At 70.7% G+C, this 16251-nt stretch carries 17 protein-coding genes and 1 tRNA gene; 5 read left to right on the top strand and 13 right to left on the bottom strand.

Going from position 1 to position 16251, the window contains the following annotated elements; translation table 11 throughout:
• Positions 1–34: 34 nt before the first annotated feature.
• The 5 genes from groL to Q9R08_RS19735 form a co-directional block, all read right to left on the bottom strand.
• Positions 35–1654: a chaperonin GroEL gene (gene groL, locus Q9R08_RS19715; protein WP_308869892.1), complete on the bottom strand. Its 1620-nt coding sequence runs from the start codon at positions 1652–1654 to the stop codon at positions 35–37.
• Positions 1655–1840: 186 nt separating this feature from the next.
• Positions 1841–2041: a cold-shock protein gene (locus Q9R08_RS19720; protein ID WP_045298154.1), complete on the bottom strand. Its 201-nt coding sequence runs from the start codon at positions 2039–2041 to the stop codon at positions 1841–1843.
• Between the two features lie 130 nt (positions 2042–2171).
• The gene (locus Q9R08_RS19725) at positions 2172–2741 is read right to left on the bottom strand and encodes a LytR C-terminal domain-containing protein (protein WP_308869893.1); all 570 of its coding nucleotides are present in this window, start codon (positions 2739–2741) and stop codon (positions 2172–2174) included.
• Positions 2742–2810: 69 nt separating this feature from the next.
• Positions 2811–3059: a DUF3263 domain-containing protein gene (locus Q9R08_RS19730; RefSeq protein ID WP_308869894.1), complete on the bottom strand. Its 249-nt coding sequence runs from the start codon at positions 3057–3059 to the stop codon at positions 2811–2813.
• A gap of 9 nt (positions 3060–3068) precedes the next feature.
• Positions 3069–4088 carry a DUF2332 domain-containing protein gene (locus Q9R08_RS19735; protein ID WP_308869895.1) on the bottom strand — a complete coding sequence of 340 codons (1020 nt, stop codon included), beginning with the start codon at positions 4086–4088 and terminating at the stop codon, positions 3069–3071.
• A gap of 191 nt (positions 4089–4279) precedes the next feature.
• Between Q9R08_RS19735 and msrB the strand changes: the two genes are divergently transcribed.
• Together msrB and Q9R08_RS19745 are read left to right on the top strand one after the other, a co-directional pair.
• Positions 4280–4696, top strand: a complete 417-nt coding sequence (gene msrB, locus Q9R08_RS19740) for a peptide-methionine (R)-S-oxide reductase MsrB (RefSeq protein WP_308869896.1) — start codon at positions 4280–4282, stop codon at positions 4694–4696.
• Positions 4696–5232: a nitroreductase family protein gene (locus tag Q9R08_RS19745; protein WP_308869897.1), complete on the top strand. Its 537-nt coding sequence runs from the start codon at positions 4696–4698 to the stop codon at positions 5230–5232. The genes msrB and Q9R08_RS19745 overlap by 1 nt, the downstream gene beginning before the upstream one ends.
• 114 nt (positions 5233–5346) lie before the next feature.
• Here Q9R08_RS19745 and bcp read toward each other — a convergent pair whose 3' ends face one another.
• The 5 genes from bcp to Q9R08_RS19770 all read right to left on the bottom strand — a co-directional run bounded on the left by bcp (position 5347) and on the right by Q9R08_RS19770 (position 9199).
• A complete protein-coding gene (bcp, locus tag Q9R08_RS19750) occupies positions 5347–5820 on the bottom strand; it encodes a thioredoxin-dependent thiol peroxidase (protein WP_308869898.1) in 474 nt (157 codons plus the stop codon).
• Positions 5821–5858: 38 nt separating this feature from the next.
• A complete protein-coding gene (locus tag Q9R08_RS19755) occupies positions 5859–6773 on the bottom strand; it encodes an HpcH/HpaI aldolase/citrate lyase family protein (RefSeq protein ID WP_308869899.1) in 915 nt (304 codons plus the stop codon).
• A gap of 301 nt (positions 6774–7074) precedes the next feature.
• On the bottom strand, positions 7075–8031 hold the full coding sequence (locus Q9R08_RS19760) for a DMT family transporter (protein WP_418001383.1): 957 nt from the start codon (positions 8029–8031) through the stop codon (positions 7075–7077).
• A gap of 103 nt (positions 8032–8134) precedes the next feature.
• Positions 8135–8210, bottom strand: a tRNA-Thr gene (locus Q9R08_RS19765).
• Positions 8211–8248: 38 nt separating this feature from the next.
• Positions 8249–9199, bottom strand: a complete 951-nt coding sequence (locus Q9R08_RS19770) for a DsbA family protein (RefSeq protein WP_308869901.1) — start codon at positions 9197–9199, stop codon at positions 8249–8251.
• Between the two features lie 222 nt (positions 9200–9421).
• Here Q9R08_RS19770 and Q9R08_RS19775 point away from each other — a divergent pair, with 222 nt between their 5' ends.
• Together Q9R08_RS19775 and Q9R08_RS19780 are read left to right on the top strand one after the other, a co-directional pair.
• Positions 9422–10525 (top strand): ABC transporter ATP-binding protein, encoded by a 1104-nt coding sequence (locus tag Q9R08_RS19775; protein WP_308869902.1) that lies wholly within the window; start codon positions 9422–9424, stop codon positions 10523–10525.
• A gap of 72 nt (positions 10526–10597) precedes the next feature.
• Positions 10598–11905, top strand: coding sequence for a DUF4032 domain-containing protein (locus Q9R08_RS19780; protein WP_308869903.1), 1308 nt, complete (start codon positions 10598–10600; stop codon positions 11903–11905).
• A 78-nt stretch (positions 11906–11983) separates the two neighbouring features.
• On the opposite strand, the gene Q9R08_RS19785 is transcribed toward Q9R08_RS19780, so the two are convergent.
• The 3 genes from Q9R08_RS19785 to cysS form a co-directional block, all read right to left on the bottom strand.
• Positions 11984–12625, bottom strand: coding sequence for an NAD(P)-dependent oxidoreductase (locus Q9R08_RS19785; RefSeq protein ID WP_308869904.1), 642 nt, complete (start codon positions 12623–12625; stop codon positions 11984–11986).
• A 102-nt stretch (positions 12626–12727) separates the two neighbouring features.
• Complete coding sequence (rlmB, locus tag Q9R08_RS19790) at positions 12728–13720, bottom strand: 23S rRNA (guanosine(2251)-2'-O)-methyltransferase RlmB (RefSeq protein WP_308869905.1); 993 nt, start codon at positions 13718–13720, stop codon at positions 12728–12730.
• A gap of 30 nt (positions 13721–13750) precedes the next feature.
• On the bottom strand, positions 13751–15208 hold the full coding sequence (cysS, locus tag Q9R08_RS19795; protein WP_308869906.1) for a cysteine--tRNA ligase: 1458 nt from the start codon (positions 15206–15208) through the stop codon (positions 13751–13753).
• Between the two features lie 58 nt (positions 15209–15266).
• Here cysS and Q9R08_RS19800 point away from each other — a divergent pair, with 58 nt between their 5' ends.
• Positions 15267–16217 carry a DMT family transporter gene (locus tag Q9R08_RS19800; RefSeq protein ID WP_308869907.1) on the top strand — a complete coding sequence of 317 codons (951 nt, stop codon included), beginning with the start codon at positions 15267–15269 and terminating at the stop codon, positions 16215–16217.
• Positions 16218–16251: the final 34 nt, after the last annotated feature.

Raw genomic sequence — 16251 nt, forward strand, 5'->3', positions numbered from 1 at the left:
GCCGTTCTGTGAACGCGTTACGCGAAAGGCAGGATCAGAAGTCCATGCCGCCGGTCGGGTCGCCGGCCGGAGCCGAGACCTTCTCCGGCTTGTCGGCGACGACGGCCTCGGTCGTGAGGAACAGGCCCGCGATCGACGCGGCGTTCTGCAGCGCAGAGCGGGTCACCTTGGCGGGGTCGATGATGCCCTGTGCGAACAGGTCACCGTACTCGCCCGTGGCGGCGTTGAGGCCGTGGCCCGCGGGGAGCTCCGACACCTTGTTCGCCACGACACCCGGCTCCAGGCCGGCGTTGAGGGCGATCTGCTTCAGCGGGGCCTCGATCGCGACACGCACGATGTTGGCACCGGTCGCCTCGTCACCGGTCAGCTCGAGGGCGTCGAGCGCCTTCTTGCCGGACTGGATGAGGGCGACACCACCACCGGGGACGATGCCCTCCTCGACGGCCGCCTTCGCGTTGCGAACGGCGTCCTCGATGCGGTGCTTGCGCTCCTTGAGCTCGACCTCGGTGGCCGCGCCCGCCTTGATGACGGCGACGCCGCCTGCGAGCTTGGCGAGGCGCTCCTGGAGCTTCTCGCGGTCGTAGTCGCTGTCGGTGTTGTCGATCTCGCGGCGGATCTGGGTCACGCGACCCTCGATCTGGTCCGCCTCGCCGGCACCCTCGACGATCGTGGTCTCGTCCTTGGTGACGATGACCTTGCGCGCACGGCCGAGCAGGTCGAGGGTGGCGTTCTCGAGCTTGAGACCGACCTCCTCGGTGATGACCTGGCCGCCGGTGAGGATCGCGATGTCCTGCAGCTGCGCCTTGCGACGGTCGCCGAAGCCGGGGGCCTTGACGGCGACCGACTTGAAGATGCCGCGGATCTTGTTGAGCACGAGGGTCGCGAGAGCCTCACCCTCGACGTCCTCGGCGATGATGACGAGCTCCTTGCCGTCCTGGATCACCTTGTCGACGACAGGCAGAAGGTCCTTGATGTTCGAGATCTTCTGGTTCGCGATGAGGATGTACGGGTCCTCGAAGACCGCCTCCTGGCGCTCCGGGTCCGTGACGAAGTAGGGGTTGATGTAGCCCTTGTCGAAGCGCATGCCCTCGGTGAGCTCGAGCTCGGTGCCGAACGTCTGCGACTCCTCGACGGTGACGACGCCTTCCTTGCCCACCTTGTCGATGGCCTCGGCGATCAGCGCGCCGATCTCGGGGTCAGCGGCCGAGATCGATGCCGTGGCAGCGATCTGCTCCTTGGACTCGACCTCCTTGGCGGACTCGAGCAGCTCGGCGGTGATGGCGGCGACGGCCTTCTCGATGCCCTTCTTGAGCGAGATGGGGTCGGCGCCGGCTGCGACGTTGCGCAGGCCCTCGCGCACGAGCGCCTGGGCCAGAACGGTCGCGGTGGTCGTGCCGTCACCGGCGACGTCGTCGGTCTTCTTGGCGACCTCCTTGACGAGCTCCGCACCGATCTTCTCGTACGGGTCGTCCAGCTCGATCTCCTTGGCGATGGAGACACCGTCGTTCGTGATCGTGGGTGCGCCCCACTTCTTCTCGAGCACGACGTTGCGACCGCGCGGGCCGAGCGTCACCTTGACGGCGTCGGCCAGCGTGTTGAGGCCGCGCTCGAGGCCGCGGCGGGCCTCCTCGTCGAAAGCGATGATCTTTGCCATGTGTGTGTCGTCCCTCCGGAACGTTGGCTTTGGGTATTAGCACTCAACAAACACGAGTGCTAAATCATTCTGGCACTCGACCCTATCGAGTGCAAGCCGCGGTGACGGATGCCGACATACGAAGAGACGGGATGCCTTGCGGCATCCCGTCTCCTGGGTAGGTCAGCGCCGGGCGCTGGGTCGGTGTCAGACGACGCGCACCGACTCCGCCTGAGGGCCCTTCTGGCCGGAGCCGACCGTGAACTCCACGGTCTGACCCTCTTCGAGCACGCGGAAGCCCGACATGTCGATGTTCGAGTAGTGGACGAAGACGTCCTGGCCGTCGGCGACGGTGATGAAGCCGAATCCCTTCTCGGCGTTGAACCATTTGACGGTGCCCTGGGTCATGCGAATCTCCTGTAGCCGGCGGTGCAGGGCTTCATCGTATGCAGGCGAAAACTCCGCCTCGGCGCGATTCGTCACTTGTTGACACGCAGGAATACAAGTGTTTACCGGCGCGAAACACGACGCCCCGCGATCAGGGCGTGGGCGCGGGCGTCTGCCCGGCGGCGGTGCGGTCGAGGCCGATCACGACGGTCAGCTGAGGGACATCGGGCGAGGTCGCCGGGTAGGCCTCGCTCTGCTCGATCTCCGCGCCGCCGATGACGTCGGCGAGGCCCGCGGCAGCCGCTTCGTCGGCCGGGTCGACGTAGAAGACGGTGGTCGTCGGGAAGTCCTGCGAGCCTGCCTCGCCCGCCGTCACCTTCTCGTCGGCCCATCCGGCGCCGACGACGACGTCCTTCATCTGCGTGGCCAGTCCCTGCTCGGGCGTCGCGTTGAGGATCATGACGTCGTAGTTGAGGTCGACGACCGGAGTGACCTCGGGAACGGGGGCCACCGTGGGAGTCGGCGTCGGCACGAGCTCGATCCGGCCGGACGCCAGGAGCGTGCCGAAGATCCCGATGACGATGAGGACGACGGTGGCCAGCGCCGCCCACAGCAGCACGACCCATCCGCGCATGCGCGGGTTCTCCGCCCGGTGGGCGCCGACGCGGTCCGTCTCCGGCACATCGTCGAAACGATCCCGAGGGAAGCTGGTGGTCGGCACCCGTCGATGCTACCCGGCGAACGCCGCGCGTTCCGTCTGCGACAGTCCCGTCCGGGCTGGAACCGCGACTCAGCGCGCGTCGGCGGCGCGGGCGGCGCGCTCGTGGAGGCGGACCTCACGCAGCCGGCGCAGTCGCTTGACGAGCATCGGATCGTGCTCCTGCGCCTCGGTCGTGTCGATGAGCCGCCCGAGCAGCTGGTAGTACCGTGCCGGCGATATCCCGAGCTCGGCCCGGATCGCCTCCTCCTTGGCCCCCGCGTGCCGGCGCCACTCGACCTCGAAGTCGAGGATGGCGCGATCGCGGTCGGTCAGAGGCACGCGTCCACGCTAGCCCGCGGCATCCGTCTCTCCGGTGCGCCACGCGCGCCAGTGCACGAACGAGCCGAGCGGATCGACCGCGGCGAGCGCCTCGCCGTCGCGGCCGAGCACGAAGCCGCCCCACGCGTCGGGATCGACGGGCGGTCGCCACCCCTCGTGCAGGCCCGGCGGATCGATCGTGATCCACACGGCGTCCAGTCGTCGCACGGCCTCGACGAGACGCTCGCGTCCGGCGCGAGCGATGTGCGGGAGGACGCCGGGCGTCGTCACGACGAGCGTCGCGTCGGCCGGCGCGAGCGCGGCGGCCGCGTGCAGGACGTCGGGGTCCGATGCGTCACCGGCGCGGAGCAGGGGTGGATCCGCCGCAGCGATGTCGAGGGCGGCGGCGATGCGGTCGGTACGGCCCGTCTCCCCCGGCCATACGAGGCTCGTGAGGAAGCGACGGTCGCCGGCGTCGGCGGCGTCCAGCGGATCGAGGTCGATCCCGGCGCGCCACACCACCTCAGGCATGCGCAGGGGCGGGTCGCCGGTGACTTCGCATTCCAGCACCACCGTCGAGTTCCCGTCGGCCGGATCCAGCGCCACGACGCCATCGCCACTGTGGTAGCGGTACGAGTAGCGGTCGGGATACAGGCACAGCCCCGCACTCGCGCCGACCTCCAGCAGCGCGATCGGCCCGGGGACGGTGGCCAACGCGGGGAGGAGGACGGCGCACCGCATCGGCTCGTTGGTCTGCAGGCGCCGCGCGGATGCCTCGGCCACCGTCCGGTCGGCGTGGGCACGCAGCCACGCTGCCCACGCCGCGAAATCCTCCTCGGGCGCGCCGAGCATGCGCGTGACCGCGAAGACGAGCGGCGGCTGCCGGCGCGTGGCCGGGATGCGCGCGAGGATAGCGGCGACCGCCGGGTCGGCGACCACCCCGCGGGCCCAGCCCGCGTAGAGGTCAGAGCGCCCGGGTGCCTCGTCCCGCGCGAAGCGCCCATAGCGCTCCACGACCGCAGCGGTCTCGGCTTGCGGGTCCTCGGTCATCCCGCCATCCTCCCCCACTGTCCAGCCCTTCGGGTTCGGGGCGCCCGGTGACCGTCCGGGCGGACGCGACGCGCCCCGAACGTTCGTGGCGCGCCTCAGACCCCGACACCCGACGACCCGCTACCCCACCGGCTGAGGTTGAATGGAACCTCGAGAGCACGGGCCCTGATGCCGTGCCCCAGGAGGACACCATGACCTACGCCGTCGACAAGAGCGACGCCCAGTGGCGTGCAGACCTGACCGCCGAGCAGTACGCGGTGCTGCGCGAGGCCGGCACCGAGCGGCCGTGGACCGGCGAGCTGCTCGACGAGAGCCGCGCCGGCCTGTACACGTGCGCGGCGTGCGGCGCCGAGCTGTTCCAGAGCGGCACGAAGTTCGACTCGCACTGCGGCTGGCCGAGCTTCTACGAGTCGATCCGTCCCGAGGCCGTCGAGCTTATCGAGGACAACAGTCACGGGATGGTGCGCACCGAGGTGCGCTGCGCGAACTGCGGCTCGCACCTCGGCCACGTGTTCCCCGACGGCTTCGGCACCCCGACGGGCGACCGCTACTGCATGAACTCGATCTCGCTGCAGTTCACGCCGGGCGACGACGCAGGAACCGCCTGATGCCCGGAGCGCTGGACGCCGCGCTCGCACGACGGTCGTGGTCGAAGGTGACCGACGCGGCACCGACCCACGACGAACTGCTGCAGTTCGTCGCGGCTGCCGGTCGGGTCGCCGACCACTCGTCGCTGCGGCCGTGGCGGCTCATCGAGCTCCGCGGCGAGGACCGCGAGCGGCTCGGCCGCGCGATCAACAAGGCGCAGGGCGACAAAGGCGTCTCGTCGAAGCCGCTGCGCGCACCGCTGCTCATCGCGGTCGTGGCGAGCTACCGCAAGAGCCACAAGGTGCCGCGCTGGGAGCAGGAAGCCGTCGCCTCGGGCGTCGCGCACATGCTGAGCCTGCTGCTCGACGAGGCAGGCTGGGGCGTCATCTGGCGCACCGGGCACTACACGCGCGCCAAGGCCGTCGCGAAGGCTCACGGTCTCAAGAAGAACGAGGAGCTGCTCGGCTGGCTCTATGTCGGCGGCAAGCCGGCGAGCTCGCGGCCGGAACGGCGCAAGGCCGTCGACGCCCGCCCCTTCGTCAGTCGCATGCCCTGACGCACGCGCGGCGACGGCGACGTCGTGACGCGTGCGCCGAGGCGGAGCGAGCGACGGATGCCGCGACGCGCCCCCCTGCCCGGAACGCTGTCCGGCGGTCGGGCCGAACCCGGCTCAGGCGGCGAGCTGTGCCCGCAGCCGGTCGACGTGCCCCTGCGGGTCGACGCGGTACTCCGCCGATTCCACCGTGCCGTCGGCGCCCAGGACGAAGGTCGAGCGGATGAGACCCACGCGCTCCTCTCCGTTGACGACCTTGGTGCCCCATGCGCCCCACGCCTCGGCGACGGCGTGGTCCTCGTCCGAGAGCAACGGGAACTCCAGCTGCTCGGCCTTCGCCCACTCGGCGAGCCGCTCGACCGGATCGGGCGATATGCCGACGACGGCCACCCCGGCAGCCTGGAGCGAGGCGAGGTTGTCGCGGAAGTCGCAGGCCTCGGTCGTGCAGCCGGGCGTGAAGGCAGCCGGGTAGAAGTACACGATCAGGCGGCGGCCGGCGAAGTCCTCCGGCCGCACGACGGTGCCGGTGGAGTCGGGAAGGGCGAAGCCGGGGTTCCGGTCGCCTTCGTGCAGGCGGATGTCGTCAGCCATGTCATGCATCCCTTCGAGGGTCGGGGGTGGTGCGGTGGTCACGAGGTCGGGTGGACGCCGAATGCGATCGCGAGCTTCTCGATCTTCTGCGCCCGACCGAGGCGAGGCAAGTCGCTGCCGTCGCGGATGACGCGGCCCCGTCCCTCGAAATCGGCCAGGAAGTCCAGCGCCCACTCCACCTCGCTGGGTGTGGGGCAGATCACCTCGTTGATGACCGGCGCCTGCTCGGCGGCCAGGCACAGCTTTCCGGTCATGCCCATCGACACGGTGATCGCGGAGTGCTCGCGCAGCGTCGGCATGCTGTTGCCCACGGTCGGGCCGTCGATCGGGCCGGGGAGATCGCCGACCCGGCTGGCGACGACCAGGCGGGCGCGCGGGTAGGCCATGGCCTCGGCATCCGCGCTCATGCCCGTGTCGCGCCGGAAGTCGCCGCTGCCGAAGGCGAGCCGGAATGCGCCGCGCGCGCGGGCGATGTGCGCGGCGTCCTCCATTCCCAGCGCCGACTCGATGAGCGCCACCACGGGCACGCTGGCGCGCAGGCGGTCGAACGAGCTCGTCACCTGGTCCGGCGACTCGGTCTTGGCGAGCATGATCCCCAGCAGCCCGGGCGCCCCGGCGAGCGCCGCGAGGTCATCGGCCCAGAAGGGGCTCGCCGCGTCGTTCACGCGCACCCACGCGCGGCCGCCGGCCGTGAGCCAGTCGACCACGTCCTGACGCGCCTGCGGCTTGTTGCTCGGATCGACGGCGTCCTCGATGTCGAGGACCACGGCATCGGCACGGGAGGCCGCCATGTCGTCGAAGGACTGGGGGCGCGTTCCGGGTACCAACAGCCAGGAGCGGGCGATCGACGGGTCGACGGCGCGATGGCGCCCCGGACGGGTCGAGATCAGGGTGCGCAGATCCTCCTCGGGATCGAGGACCTCTGCACCGTTGCCATAGGGATCTGCCGACATCTCACTCTTCTTCCGTGCTTCAGGTCACGCGCGGCCCGGGCCGTCGGGGTCTCGGCCACGCGGGGCGCGACAGGCAGCCGGCCGGATTCTCCGGCCCACCGCGTCGGGTACGCACTCGCGGGGTTCCACGCGGAGCACGACGCATCTGTGCGGCTGACGCCGGGTCCGGCGGTCGCGCCGCCATCCATTCCATCACCTTCTCGAGCGCGACAGCGCACATGACGGCGGCTGAGGCGGTGAGAACTCCGGCCAGGCGCGCCGTCGTTCCCTGGGGAGAGGCGCCGGTTCGGGACAGCAGGCATCAGAGCCGAGGCCGCGGCATCCGTCGCCAGGGCACGGCCGCCACCACGACCGACAGGATCGCCAGCGTCGACATCAGCAGCGACGCGCCGAGCCCCGGTCCGCCAGCCGCGGGCCAGATCGCATCGATCAGGACCGACGTCACGACCTGCCCCACGACGGTGCCGAGGCCGAGGAGGAGCACCCCGGTGAAGGGCACGAGCGCTGCGGCGAGGAAGATGTAGGCCACACCGATCACGCCGCCGAGGTACAGCCATGGATCCGACGGGTACGACGTCGGGGCGCCCGCCACCGCGGTGTGGATGAGCTCGGCCACACCGAGCACCGCCGTGCCGCCGATGAAGTTCACGAGCGTCGCGGTCAGCGGCGTGCCCACACGCTGACGCAGCCGCCCGTTGACCGCCGACTGCCAGGCGATGCCGGCTCCGACCAGGAACGGCAGCACGAGGAGCACGGGCGGCGCGTTCACGCCCCCGGCCAGCGACACGCCCGCGGCGAGCATCGCGAGCGCACCGCCCACGAGTCGTGCCGGCGTCACGGCGACGATGCCCGCGGGACCGACTCCCGCGCGGTCCAGCAGCAGGCCGCTCACCGTCTGCCCCGCGACCACGCCGACCGTGAACAGCGCGACGCCGATGATGCCGACCGCGAGCGACTGGGTCGCGACGGAGAGTGCGCCGGCGACGCCGCCGCACAGCATCCAGATCGGGATGCGGCGTCCGCGGACGCCGGTGACCAGCGTGGCGAACCCTCTGCGCCCCTGCGGCAGCGCTGCCGAGAGCACAAGGAGCACGATCAGCCCGGAGCCGAACGAGATCACGGCCGCGGCGAACCCGTCGCCGATGCGGACGCCGAGCTGACCGTTGATGCGGGCCTGCACTGCGGTGAGGATGCCGATGAGCGCCGCTCCGCCCAGGCCGATCCAGACGGGCGGGCGGGATGCGGTCACCCGATCCATCTTGCCTGTTGGCGGCACCGGAGCCGATTCCAGGGCGGCAACGCGGCGGCATCCCGGCGCTGGAATCAATTCTGGACAGGTGAATCCAGCGGCATCCGGTTCTTGGAGCCGACTACGGGACTTGAACCCGTAACCCCCGTATTACAAGTACGGTGCGCTACCAATTGCGCCAAGTCGGCAGAGCGCCCAGTCTAGCGGCGCCCGCGCGGGCACCCGATCAAGGGGCGGTCGTCGGGGTCGGCGTCGCCTTGTAGTACGCGTCGCTCGCAATGGTGAGGACGAACTGCGCGAACTCCTTGGGGTCGTCGAGCTTGCCGACGTACTGGGTGCCGTTGACGAGCACCATCGGCGTGCCGGTGAGGGATGCGCCGTCGGTGCCGGGCAGCTCCTGCAAGGCGCGCTCGGTGGCCGTCTTCGCCCACGAGGCGTAGGACTGGTCCTCGATGCACGCCCGCACGACCTTGGGGCCGTCCAGGCCGGTCGCGATCGCGAGGGCCGCGAGTTCGCTGTCGCTGTAGCCGTCGGAGTCCACCTCGGGCTGCTGGCGCAGGAGGGCGTCGTTGAACGCGAAGAAGTAGTCGGGTGCGTGCTGCGCGACGCAGGCCGCGGCCCCGGCCGCGCGCAGCGAGTACTTGGTGCCGTTGGACTTCGCCGTCAGCATCGCCACCGGGTAGTAGGTCAGCGTCGCAGCGCCGTCACCCACCCACTCCGACAGCTGCTTGGTGTTGGCGAGCTGGAAGTCGCGCGAGCCGGTCGAGAGGTAGTCGACGTAGACACGGATCTCGACGGCCGGCGCCTCGGTGGGGCTGGCGGTCGGTGTCGGCTCGGGCTCCGGGGTCGGGGTCGGGCTCGGGGTGGCCGCCTCGCCCTCGAGCGAGCCGTTCGCGTCGGGGTCCACCGAGTCGACGCCACCGCCCCTGACGTCCTTCACCACGAAGCCGTCGTTCACGACGTTCGCGGGGCTCATCATCGGCTTCGATGCGCTCGACGACACGGTCCAGGTCACGACGACGGCGATGACGGCGACGAACGCGATCGCCACCACGGCGAGCGAGGTGCGTCGGATCAGACGCGCCCGCGACTGTCGCACCTTCACCTGCTGCGCCTTCTCACGCACGGCGTCGCGGCGCTCGCTGGACGCGGCGTTCTGTGACTCGTCGCTCGACATGGAACCTCTCGGGGCGGAAATCAGCCGGCTTCCGGCGGGGCCGAACGGGAAAACGGCCGTCCACGATGCTAGTCAGCCACCCTGGGAAATGCCCAGACGCAACCTCCGTGCGCGCCGTGTCATACTGTTCCTGCGCCCGATGAAGGGCGTGCGGGAAAGCCCCCGCTCATTCCATCACTACGGATCGTCCGGCACGTACCTGCCGGTGAAGGAGAAGAGAACATGGCGTCCGTCACGTTTGACAACGCAACTCGTCTGTACCCCGGGGGCACTCGCCCCGCTGTGGACAAGCTCAACCTCGAGGTCGCCGATGGCGAGTTCCTGGTTCTCGTCGGCCCCTCGGGCTGCGGCAAGTCCACGTCGCTGCGCATGCTGGCCGGCCTCGAAGAGGTCAACTCGGGCCGCATCCTGATCGGCGACCGCGACGTCACCGACGTCCCCCCGAAGGACCGCGACATCGCGATGGTCTTCCAGAACTACGCGCTGTACCCGCACATGACGGTCGCCGAGAACATGGGCTTCGCGCTCAAGATCGCCGGCGTCGGCAAGGAGGAGCGCGCCGCTCGCGTCCTCGAGGCCGCGAAGCTCCTCGACCTCGAGGAGTACCTGACCCGCAAGCCGAAGGCCCTCTCGGGTGGTCAGCGTCAGCGCGTCGCCATGGGCCGCGCGATCGTCCGCCAGCCGCAGGTGTTCCTCATGGACGAGCCGCTGTCGAACCTCGACGCGAAGCTCCGCGTCCAGACGCGCACGCAGATCGCGTCGCTGCAGCGCCGCCTCGGCGTCACCACCGTCTACGTGACGCACGACCAGACCGAGGCCCTCACCATGGGTGACCGCATCGCGGTCCTCAAGGACGGCCTCCTGCAGCAGGTCGGCACCCCGCGCGACCTGTACGAGAAGCCGAACAACGTGTTCGTCGCCGGCTTCATCGGCTCGCCCGCCATGAACCTGTTCCCGGCGCACCTCGCCGAGGGCGGCGTGCAGTTCGGCGACACGGTCGTCGGCATCGAGGCCGACACGCTTGGCAAGGCGCACGGCTCCGACGTCACGATCGGCGTTCGTCCGGAAGACATCCAGGTCGCTCCGGCGGACGGCAAGGGCCTCACGGTCACGGTCGACCTCGTCGAGGAGCTCGGCGCCGACGGCTACCTCTACGGACACGCGGACGTCAACGGCAAGCGCACCGACATCGTCGCGCGCGTCGACGGCCGCCGTCACCCGATCGCGGGCGACAAGGTGGCGCTGGCTCCGGTCCCCGGACACGTCCACGTCTTCGACATCGAGTCGGGCGAGCGCCTCACGGACCGGGCGATCGCCGCGGCGTAACACCGTTTCGCATCGCGACGGCGCGGGTGGGAGCAATTCCCCCGCGCCGTCGCTGTCTTTTCCGGAGGGAACGTGCCTGACGCCCTGAACATCACGGCCAGCAGTGTGGATCCCGGGCTGCTGACGCTGCCCTGGTCGACACCGCTCGGCGACTGGCCGTCGCAGCACATCGTGTTCCTCCCCAAGGGCATCTCACGCCACCTGGTGCGCTTCGCCAACCTCTCGGGCCGCGTCGTCGCCATCAAGGAGACGACGCAGGCGATGGCGCAGCGCGAGTACGACATGCTCGGCAACCTCGCGCGTCTGGACGTCCCCTGCGTCGAGCGGGTCGCGGTGATCGCCGGACGCACGGATGCCGCGGGCGAGCCGCTCCCGGCCGCGCTGGTGACCGCGCACCTGAAGTTCTCGCTCCCCTACCGAGCGCTCTTCACGCAGGTGCTGCGACCGGACACGGCCACGCGCCTCGTGGACGCGCTCGCGCTGCTGCTGGTGCGCCTTCACAACGTCGGGTTCTTCTGGGGCGACGTCTCGCTGTCGAACACCCTGTTCCGCCGCGATGCCGGCGCGTTCGCCGCGTACCTGGTCGACGCCGAGACCGGCGAGCTGCACGAGAGCGGTCTGACGCCCGGTCAGCGCGCGCACGACCTCGATGTCGCCCGTACGAACATCGCGGGCGAGATCATGGATCTCGAGGCCGGTGGGCGCCTGGAGGGCGGCGTCGACGCGATCGCGGTGGCGGACGGCATCGTGTCGGCGTACCACGCGCTCTGGGCGGCACTGACCGACGAGGAGAGCTTCCGCGCCGACGAGGCCTGGCGCCTGACCGAGCGCGTGCAGCGGCTCAACGACCTCGGGTTCGACATCGGCGAGATGTCGATCCAGGCCACGGCCGACGGCGCCAGGGTCTCCATCCAGCCCAAGGTCGTCGATGCGGGACACCATCAGCGGCGGCTGCTGCGCCTGACCGGCCTCGACGTCGAGGAGAACCAGGCCCGCCGCCTGCTCAACGACCTCGACGAGTTCCGCGCGCGCATCTCGCGCCTGGGCGACGACGAGGAGATGGTCGCGCACGAGTGGCTCACACGCGTGTTCGAGCCGGTCGTCAAGGCGATCCCCTGGGACCTGCGGTCCAAGCTCGAGCCCGCCGAGGTGTTCCACCAGCTGCTCGAGCACCGCTGGTACCTTTCGCAGGCGAAGGGGAAGTCGGTGCCCCTCGCCGAGTCGCTCACGAGCTACATCGACAACGTGCTCCGCCACCGCCGCGACGAGGCGACGCTGATGGGTCCGCCGACAGAGACGGTGTCGCTGTCGGTCATCACGTCGCCGACCCCCGTCGTCGATGACGACGAGGCCGACATCGACTGGCGCGACCTGGTCTGACCGCTCCCTCGCCGCCATGTGCGCGAAGATCTGTCCGCACGCCATCCGTGCGGAGACACACCCTCTCGCGACTCCGAGTCAGTAGCCGACGGTGAACCGCTTGCGGGGGTGCTGCGGGTTCTCGATCTCGTCGAGGATGGCGACGGCGAGGTCTTCGCCCGAGATGTACGACTCGCCCTCGGCGTCGGTCACGATGACATCGCCGCCGGTGCGGTAAGAGCCGGTGCGCTCCCCCGGGTTGAAGGCGCCGAATCCCCCGGCAGGGTGGATGTAGAACCAGTCGAGCGACTCCGGCCCTGCCTGCAGGTCTTCGAGGATGCCGATCGCCTCGAGGGCCTCGGGCTTGTAGTCCTCGCTGAACGACGGCAGGTCCACGACCCGCTGCCCGTCCTCGGTGACGAGGCTGCCCCCGGCACCCCCGATGACGCCCAGCCGGACGCCCTCGGGCAGGAGCGAGGCGAGCGCGGCGATGTTCGGGCGAACCAGACCCTGCATGTCGCCGCGCGGCGCGACGGCCGACACGACGACGTCGACGCCCTGGAGCTGGGTGAGCAGGTCGGGCACGTCTGTGAGCGAGCCCTCGATGTACACCGCGCCCGGCAGGCGCTCACTCGGGATGCGGCGCGCGATCGCGAGCACGCTGTGACCCCGATTCACCGCCTCGGCGACGATGTGACGTCCGGCGTAACCGGAGCCTCCGATGACGGCGATGCGTGCCATGCTGTGCCTTTCGATCTGTCGTACCGCCCAACGCCGGCCGGCTCTGGGTGGGACAAGAGCCCCACGGGGCGGTTCATTCCCATGAATGCGTCATACGGCGACTCAGGCGGGCGGAGCCGTCCGCAGAGTCGCGACCTGATAGAGCGCGACGGATGCCGCGATGCCCGCGTTGAGCGACTCCGTGCTCGAGGAGATCGGAATCGAGACGATCTGGTCGCAGGTCTCGGTGACCAGCCGCGAGAGGCCCTTGCCCTCGGAGCCGACGACGATCACGACCGGGCGATCGGCGAGCTGGAGCTCCGGGAGCGAGACCTCTCCCCCGCCGTCGAGCCCGAGCACGAACACGCCCTGCTTCTTGAAGTCCTTGAGCATCGCCGTGAGGTTGGCCGCGATCGCGACTGGGATGCGCGCGGCCGCGCCGGCGCTCGTCTTCCACGCGGCCGAGTTCACGCTCGCCGAGCGGCGCTGCGGCACGATGACGGCGTGGCCGCCGAATGCCGCGGTCGATCGGAGGATGGCTCCGAGATTCCGAGGGTCGGTGATGCCGTCCAGTGCGACGAACAGCGGCGTCTGCCCCTTGTCGATCACCTGCTCCAGCAGGTCCTGCGGGTGGGCGTACTCGTACGGCGGCACCTTGAGCGCGACGCCCTGGTGCACACCGTCGAAGCCGGCCATGCGATCCAGCTCGGGCCGCGTGACCTCGAGCACCGGGATGTCGCGATGAGTGGCGATCGCCAGCATCTCCTTCACGCGGTCGTCCATCTCGACGCGCTGCGCGATGTAGAACGCGGTCGCCGGGATCTTCGCCCGCAGCGCCTCGAGCACCGAGTTGCGACCGGTGACGGTCTCGGTGTCATCGTCCTTCTTGCCGGGGCGCGACGACCGCGGCGCCGGCTGTGCGGGCTTGCCGGTGCCGCCCGCGGCGGCGTACCGCTCGGCGGCCGCCTTTCGCTTGCCGGCGGGGTGCCACGCGCGGTCCTCGGCCTTGGGGGTCGGCCCACGACCGGCGAGCGACCGCTTGTTCTTGCCGCCCGTGCCCTTGGTGGGGCCCTTCTTGTTGCCCTTGCTCGCGCCGGGGCGTCCTGGCTTGGCCATCAGTTCTCCTTCATGCGGGGCGCCGCCCCGTCAGTCGCTCTCCGCGGGGCGAGGCGTGTCGGCGACACTCCAATGCGTCCCGTCGGGTCCGTCTTCGAGGGCGATGCCGGCCGCCGCGATGGCATCGCGGATGCGGTCGGCCGCCGCCCAGTCCTTCGCGGCACGCGCGTCGGCGCGCTGCGCGATCATCGTCTGCACCAGGGCGTCGAGCGCGGCTGCCTCGGCCGAGACGTCCGTCGAGCGCCAGTGCGGGTCGAGGGGGTCGATACCGAGCACCCCGGTCATCACGGCGACGTCGGCGAACGCGCGCAGCGCGCCGTCGCGGTCGCCGGCGTCCAGCGCCGAATTGCCCTCGCGCACGGCGTCGTGCAGCACGGCGAGCGCCTGGGGCACACCGAGGTCGTCGTCGAGGGCCTCCGCGAAGGCGGCCGGGACCGCGGCATCCACGCGCACGTCCTCGGTGCCGCGGAGCGTGCGGATCGCGCGCTCGAGGAACGTGCGGATGCGGTCGAGCGCCGCCTCGGCCTCGTCGAACGTCGAGCCGGTGATGTCGAGGCTCGAGCGGTAATGCGCCGCGGCGAGCGCGTAGCGCACGACGAGCGGGTCGCGTTCGCGCAGCACGTCCTCGGCGAGGACGAAGTTGAACAGCGACTTCGACATCTTCTGGGCGCCCACGGTCACGAGGCCGTTGTGCACCCAGTAGCGAGCGAAGCCGTCGCCGGCGGCCGTCGACTGGGCCAGCTCGTTCTCGTGGTGCGGGAAGCGCAGGTCGAGACCGCCGCCGTGGATGTCGAACTCGCTGCCGAGGTAGCGTCGCGCCATCGCGGAGCATTCGATGTGCCAGCCGGGGCGTCCGGCGCCCCACGGCGAGTCCCACGTCGCGGATGCGGGCTCGTCGGCCTTCGCGCCCTTCCACAGCGCGAAGTCCCGGGGGTCGCGCTTGCCGCGCGGGTCCGCGTCGGCGGCGGGCTCCATGGCGTCGAGGCTCTGCCGGGTGAGCGAGCCGTAGGACTCCCATGACCGGACGTCGAAGTACACGTCGCCGGCGGCATCGACCGCCTCCGGCCCTGTGGACGGGGCGGCGTACGCGTGCCCCGCGGCGATCAGCCGCGCGATCAGCTCCTGCATCTGCGGGATCGAGGCCGTCGCGCGCGGCTCGTACGTGGGCGGGAGGATGCCGATGGCCGTGTACGCCCGCGTGAACTCCAGCTCCATCCGGTAGGCCAGCGCCCACCAGGGCTCGCCGTCGCTCGCATTCGCGAGCACCTTGTCGTCGATGTCGGTGACATTGCGGACGAACGTGACGCGGCCGTAGCGGTGGGTGAGCCAGCGCCGCAGGATGTCGAAGCTCAGTGCGCCACGGAGGTGCCCGATGTGCGGGCCCGACTGCACGGTCGGACCGCAGACGTAGATCGTGACGTTTCCGGGGTCGAGGGGCACGAAGTCGCGCAGGGCCTGCGCCTTGGTGTCATACAACTGAACCGTCACCGCACCAGCCTACCGGCGGGTGCCACGGCGACCCCTGGGAGCCCGGTAGAACTAGAGGGTGCATGTCCTCGCCGTCCTCGCCGCCGCCGTGCTGTTCGGCACGACCGGGACGTCGCAGGCCCTCGGCCCGGACGGGACGACCCCGCTGTCGATCGGCGTCATGCGCATGGTCATCGGAGGGGCCGGTCTGGCTGTCATCGCGTTCGCCCTCGCCGCCCGCCACGCCCGCCGACGCCCGGACGCCGCCGCGAAGAGCCTCCGCTCGCTGAGCCTCTCGCAGGGCGGCATCCGTCCTCTCGCGCTCATGGTGCTCACCGGCGTCTGCATCTCGGTGTACCAGCCCCTCTTCTTCCTCGGGACCGGCCGCAACGGCGTGGCCGTCGGCACCGTCGTCGCGCTCGGGTCCGCCCCGATCCTCGCGGGCCTGCTGGAATGGGCGCTCACACGACGGATGCCGAGCCCCACGTGGATGGCGGCGACCGCCCTCGCCACGATCGGCGTCGTGCTGCTGGGCTTCGGCGGCGAAGCAGGCTCAGCGGGAGGGACCGATCCGCTCGGACTCGTCGGCTCGGTGGGCGCCGGCGCCTCGTTCGCGGTGATCGCCAACGCCCAGCGGCGACTGCTCGACGACGGCTGGGATCCGTTCACGGTCGTGGGCGCGATGGGGGCCAGCTCGGCGCTCATCTGCGCCTGCGCGCTGCCCTTCGTCGACCTGGCATGGCTGGGTACGCCGGCCGGCGTCGCGATGGCGCTGTGGCTGGGCCTCGCGACGATCGCGATCGCCTACGTCCTGTTCACGTGGGGACTGAGCGGGCTGACGGCCGCCACCGCGGCGACCCTCACGCTGGGCGAACCGCTCACCGCGAGCGTGCTCGGGATCGCCGTGCTCGGAGAGCGGCTCTCGGCGCTCGCCATCATCGGCCTGGTCGTGCTCGCAGCGGGTCTCGCTCTGCTGGCCTGGGGATCGCGCGCGCCGCGCGACCCCGCGCCGTTCGCGGTCGAGGCCTGAGAGCCCTCGAAACACGCCGGCAACAGCGGCGTGG

This window comes from Microbacterium psychrotolerans (genome assembly GCF_031085295.1).
Classification (GTDB): Bacteria; Actinomycetota; Actinomycetes; order Actinomycetales; family Microbacteriaceae; genus Microbacterium; species Microbacterium psychrotolerans.

Coding starts and splice junctions, on each gene's coding strand:
- groL (WP_308869892.1), bottom strand. CDS start 1,654: ATGGCAAAGATCATCGCTTTCGACGAGGAGGCCCGCCGCGGCCTCGAG.
- Q9R08_RS19720 (WP_045298154.1), bottom strand. CDS start 2,041: ATGACCCAGGGCACCGTCAAATGGTTCAACGCCGAGAAGGGATTCGGC.
- Q9R08_RS19735 (WP_308869895.1), bottom strand. CDS start 4,088: ATGACCGAGGACCCGCAAGCCGAGACCGCTGCGGTCGTGGAGCGCTAT.
- msrB (WP_308869896.1), top strand. CDS start 4,280: ATGACCTACGCCGTCGACAAGAGCGACGCCCAGTGGCGTGCAGACCTG.
- Q9R08_RS19745 (WP_308869897.1), top strand. CDS start 4,696: ATGCCCGGAGCGCTGGACGCCGCGCTCGCACGACGGTCGTGGTCGAAG.
- bcp (WP_308869898.1), bottom strand. CDS start 5,820: ATGGCTGACGACATCCGCCTGCACGAAGGCGACCGGAACCCCGGCTTC.
- Q9R08_RS19755 (WP_308869899.1), bottom strand. CDS start 6,773: ATGTCGGCAGATCCCTATGGCAACGGTGCAGAGGTCCTCGATCCCGAG.
- Q9R08_RS19760 (WP_418001383.1), bottom strand. CDS start 8,031: ATGGATCGGGTGACCGCATCCCGCCCGCCCGTCTGGATCGGCCTGGGC.
- Q9R08_RS19770 (WP_308869901.1), bottom strand. CDS start 9,199: ATGTCGAGCGACGAGTCACAGAACGCCGCGTCCAGCGAGCGCCGCGAC.
- Q9R08_RS19775 (WP_308869902.1), top strand. CDS start 9,422: ATGGCGTCCGTCACGTTTGACAACGCAACTCGTCTGTACCCCGGGGGC.
- Q9R08_RS19785 (WP_308869904.1), bottom strand. CDS start 12,625: ATGGCACGCATCGCCGTCATCGGAGGCTCCGGTTACGCCGGACGTCAC.
- rlmB (WP_308869905.1), bottom strand. CDS start 13,720: ATGGCCAAGCCAGGACGCCCCGGCGCGAGCAAGGGCAACAAGAAGGGC.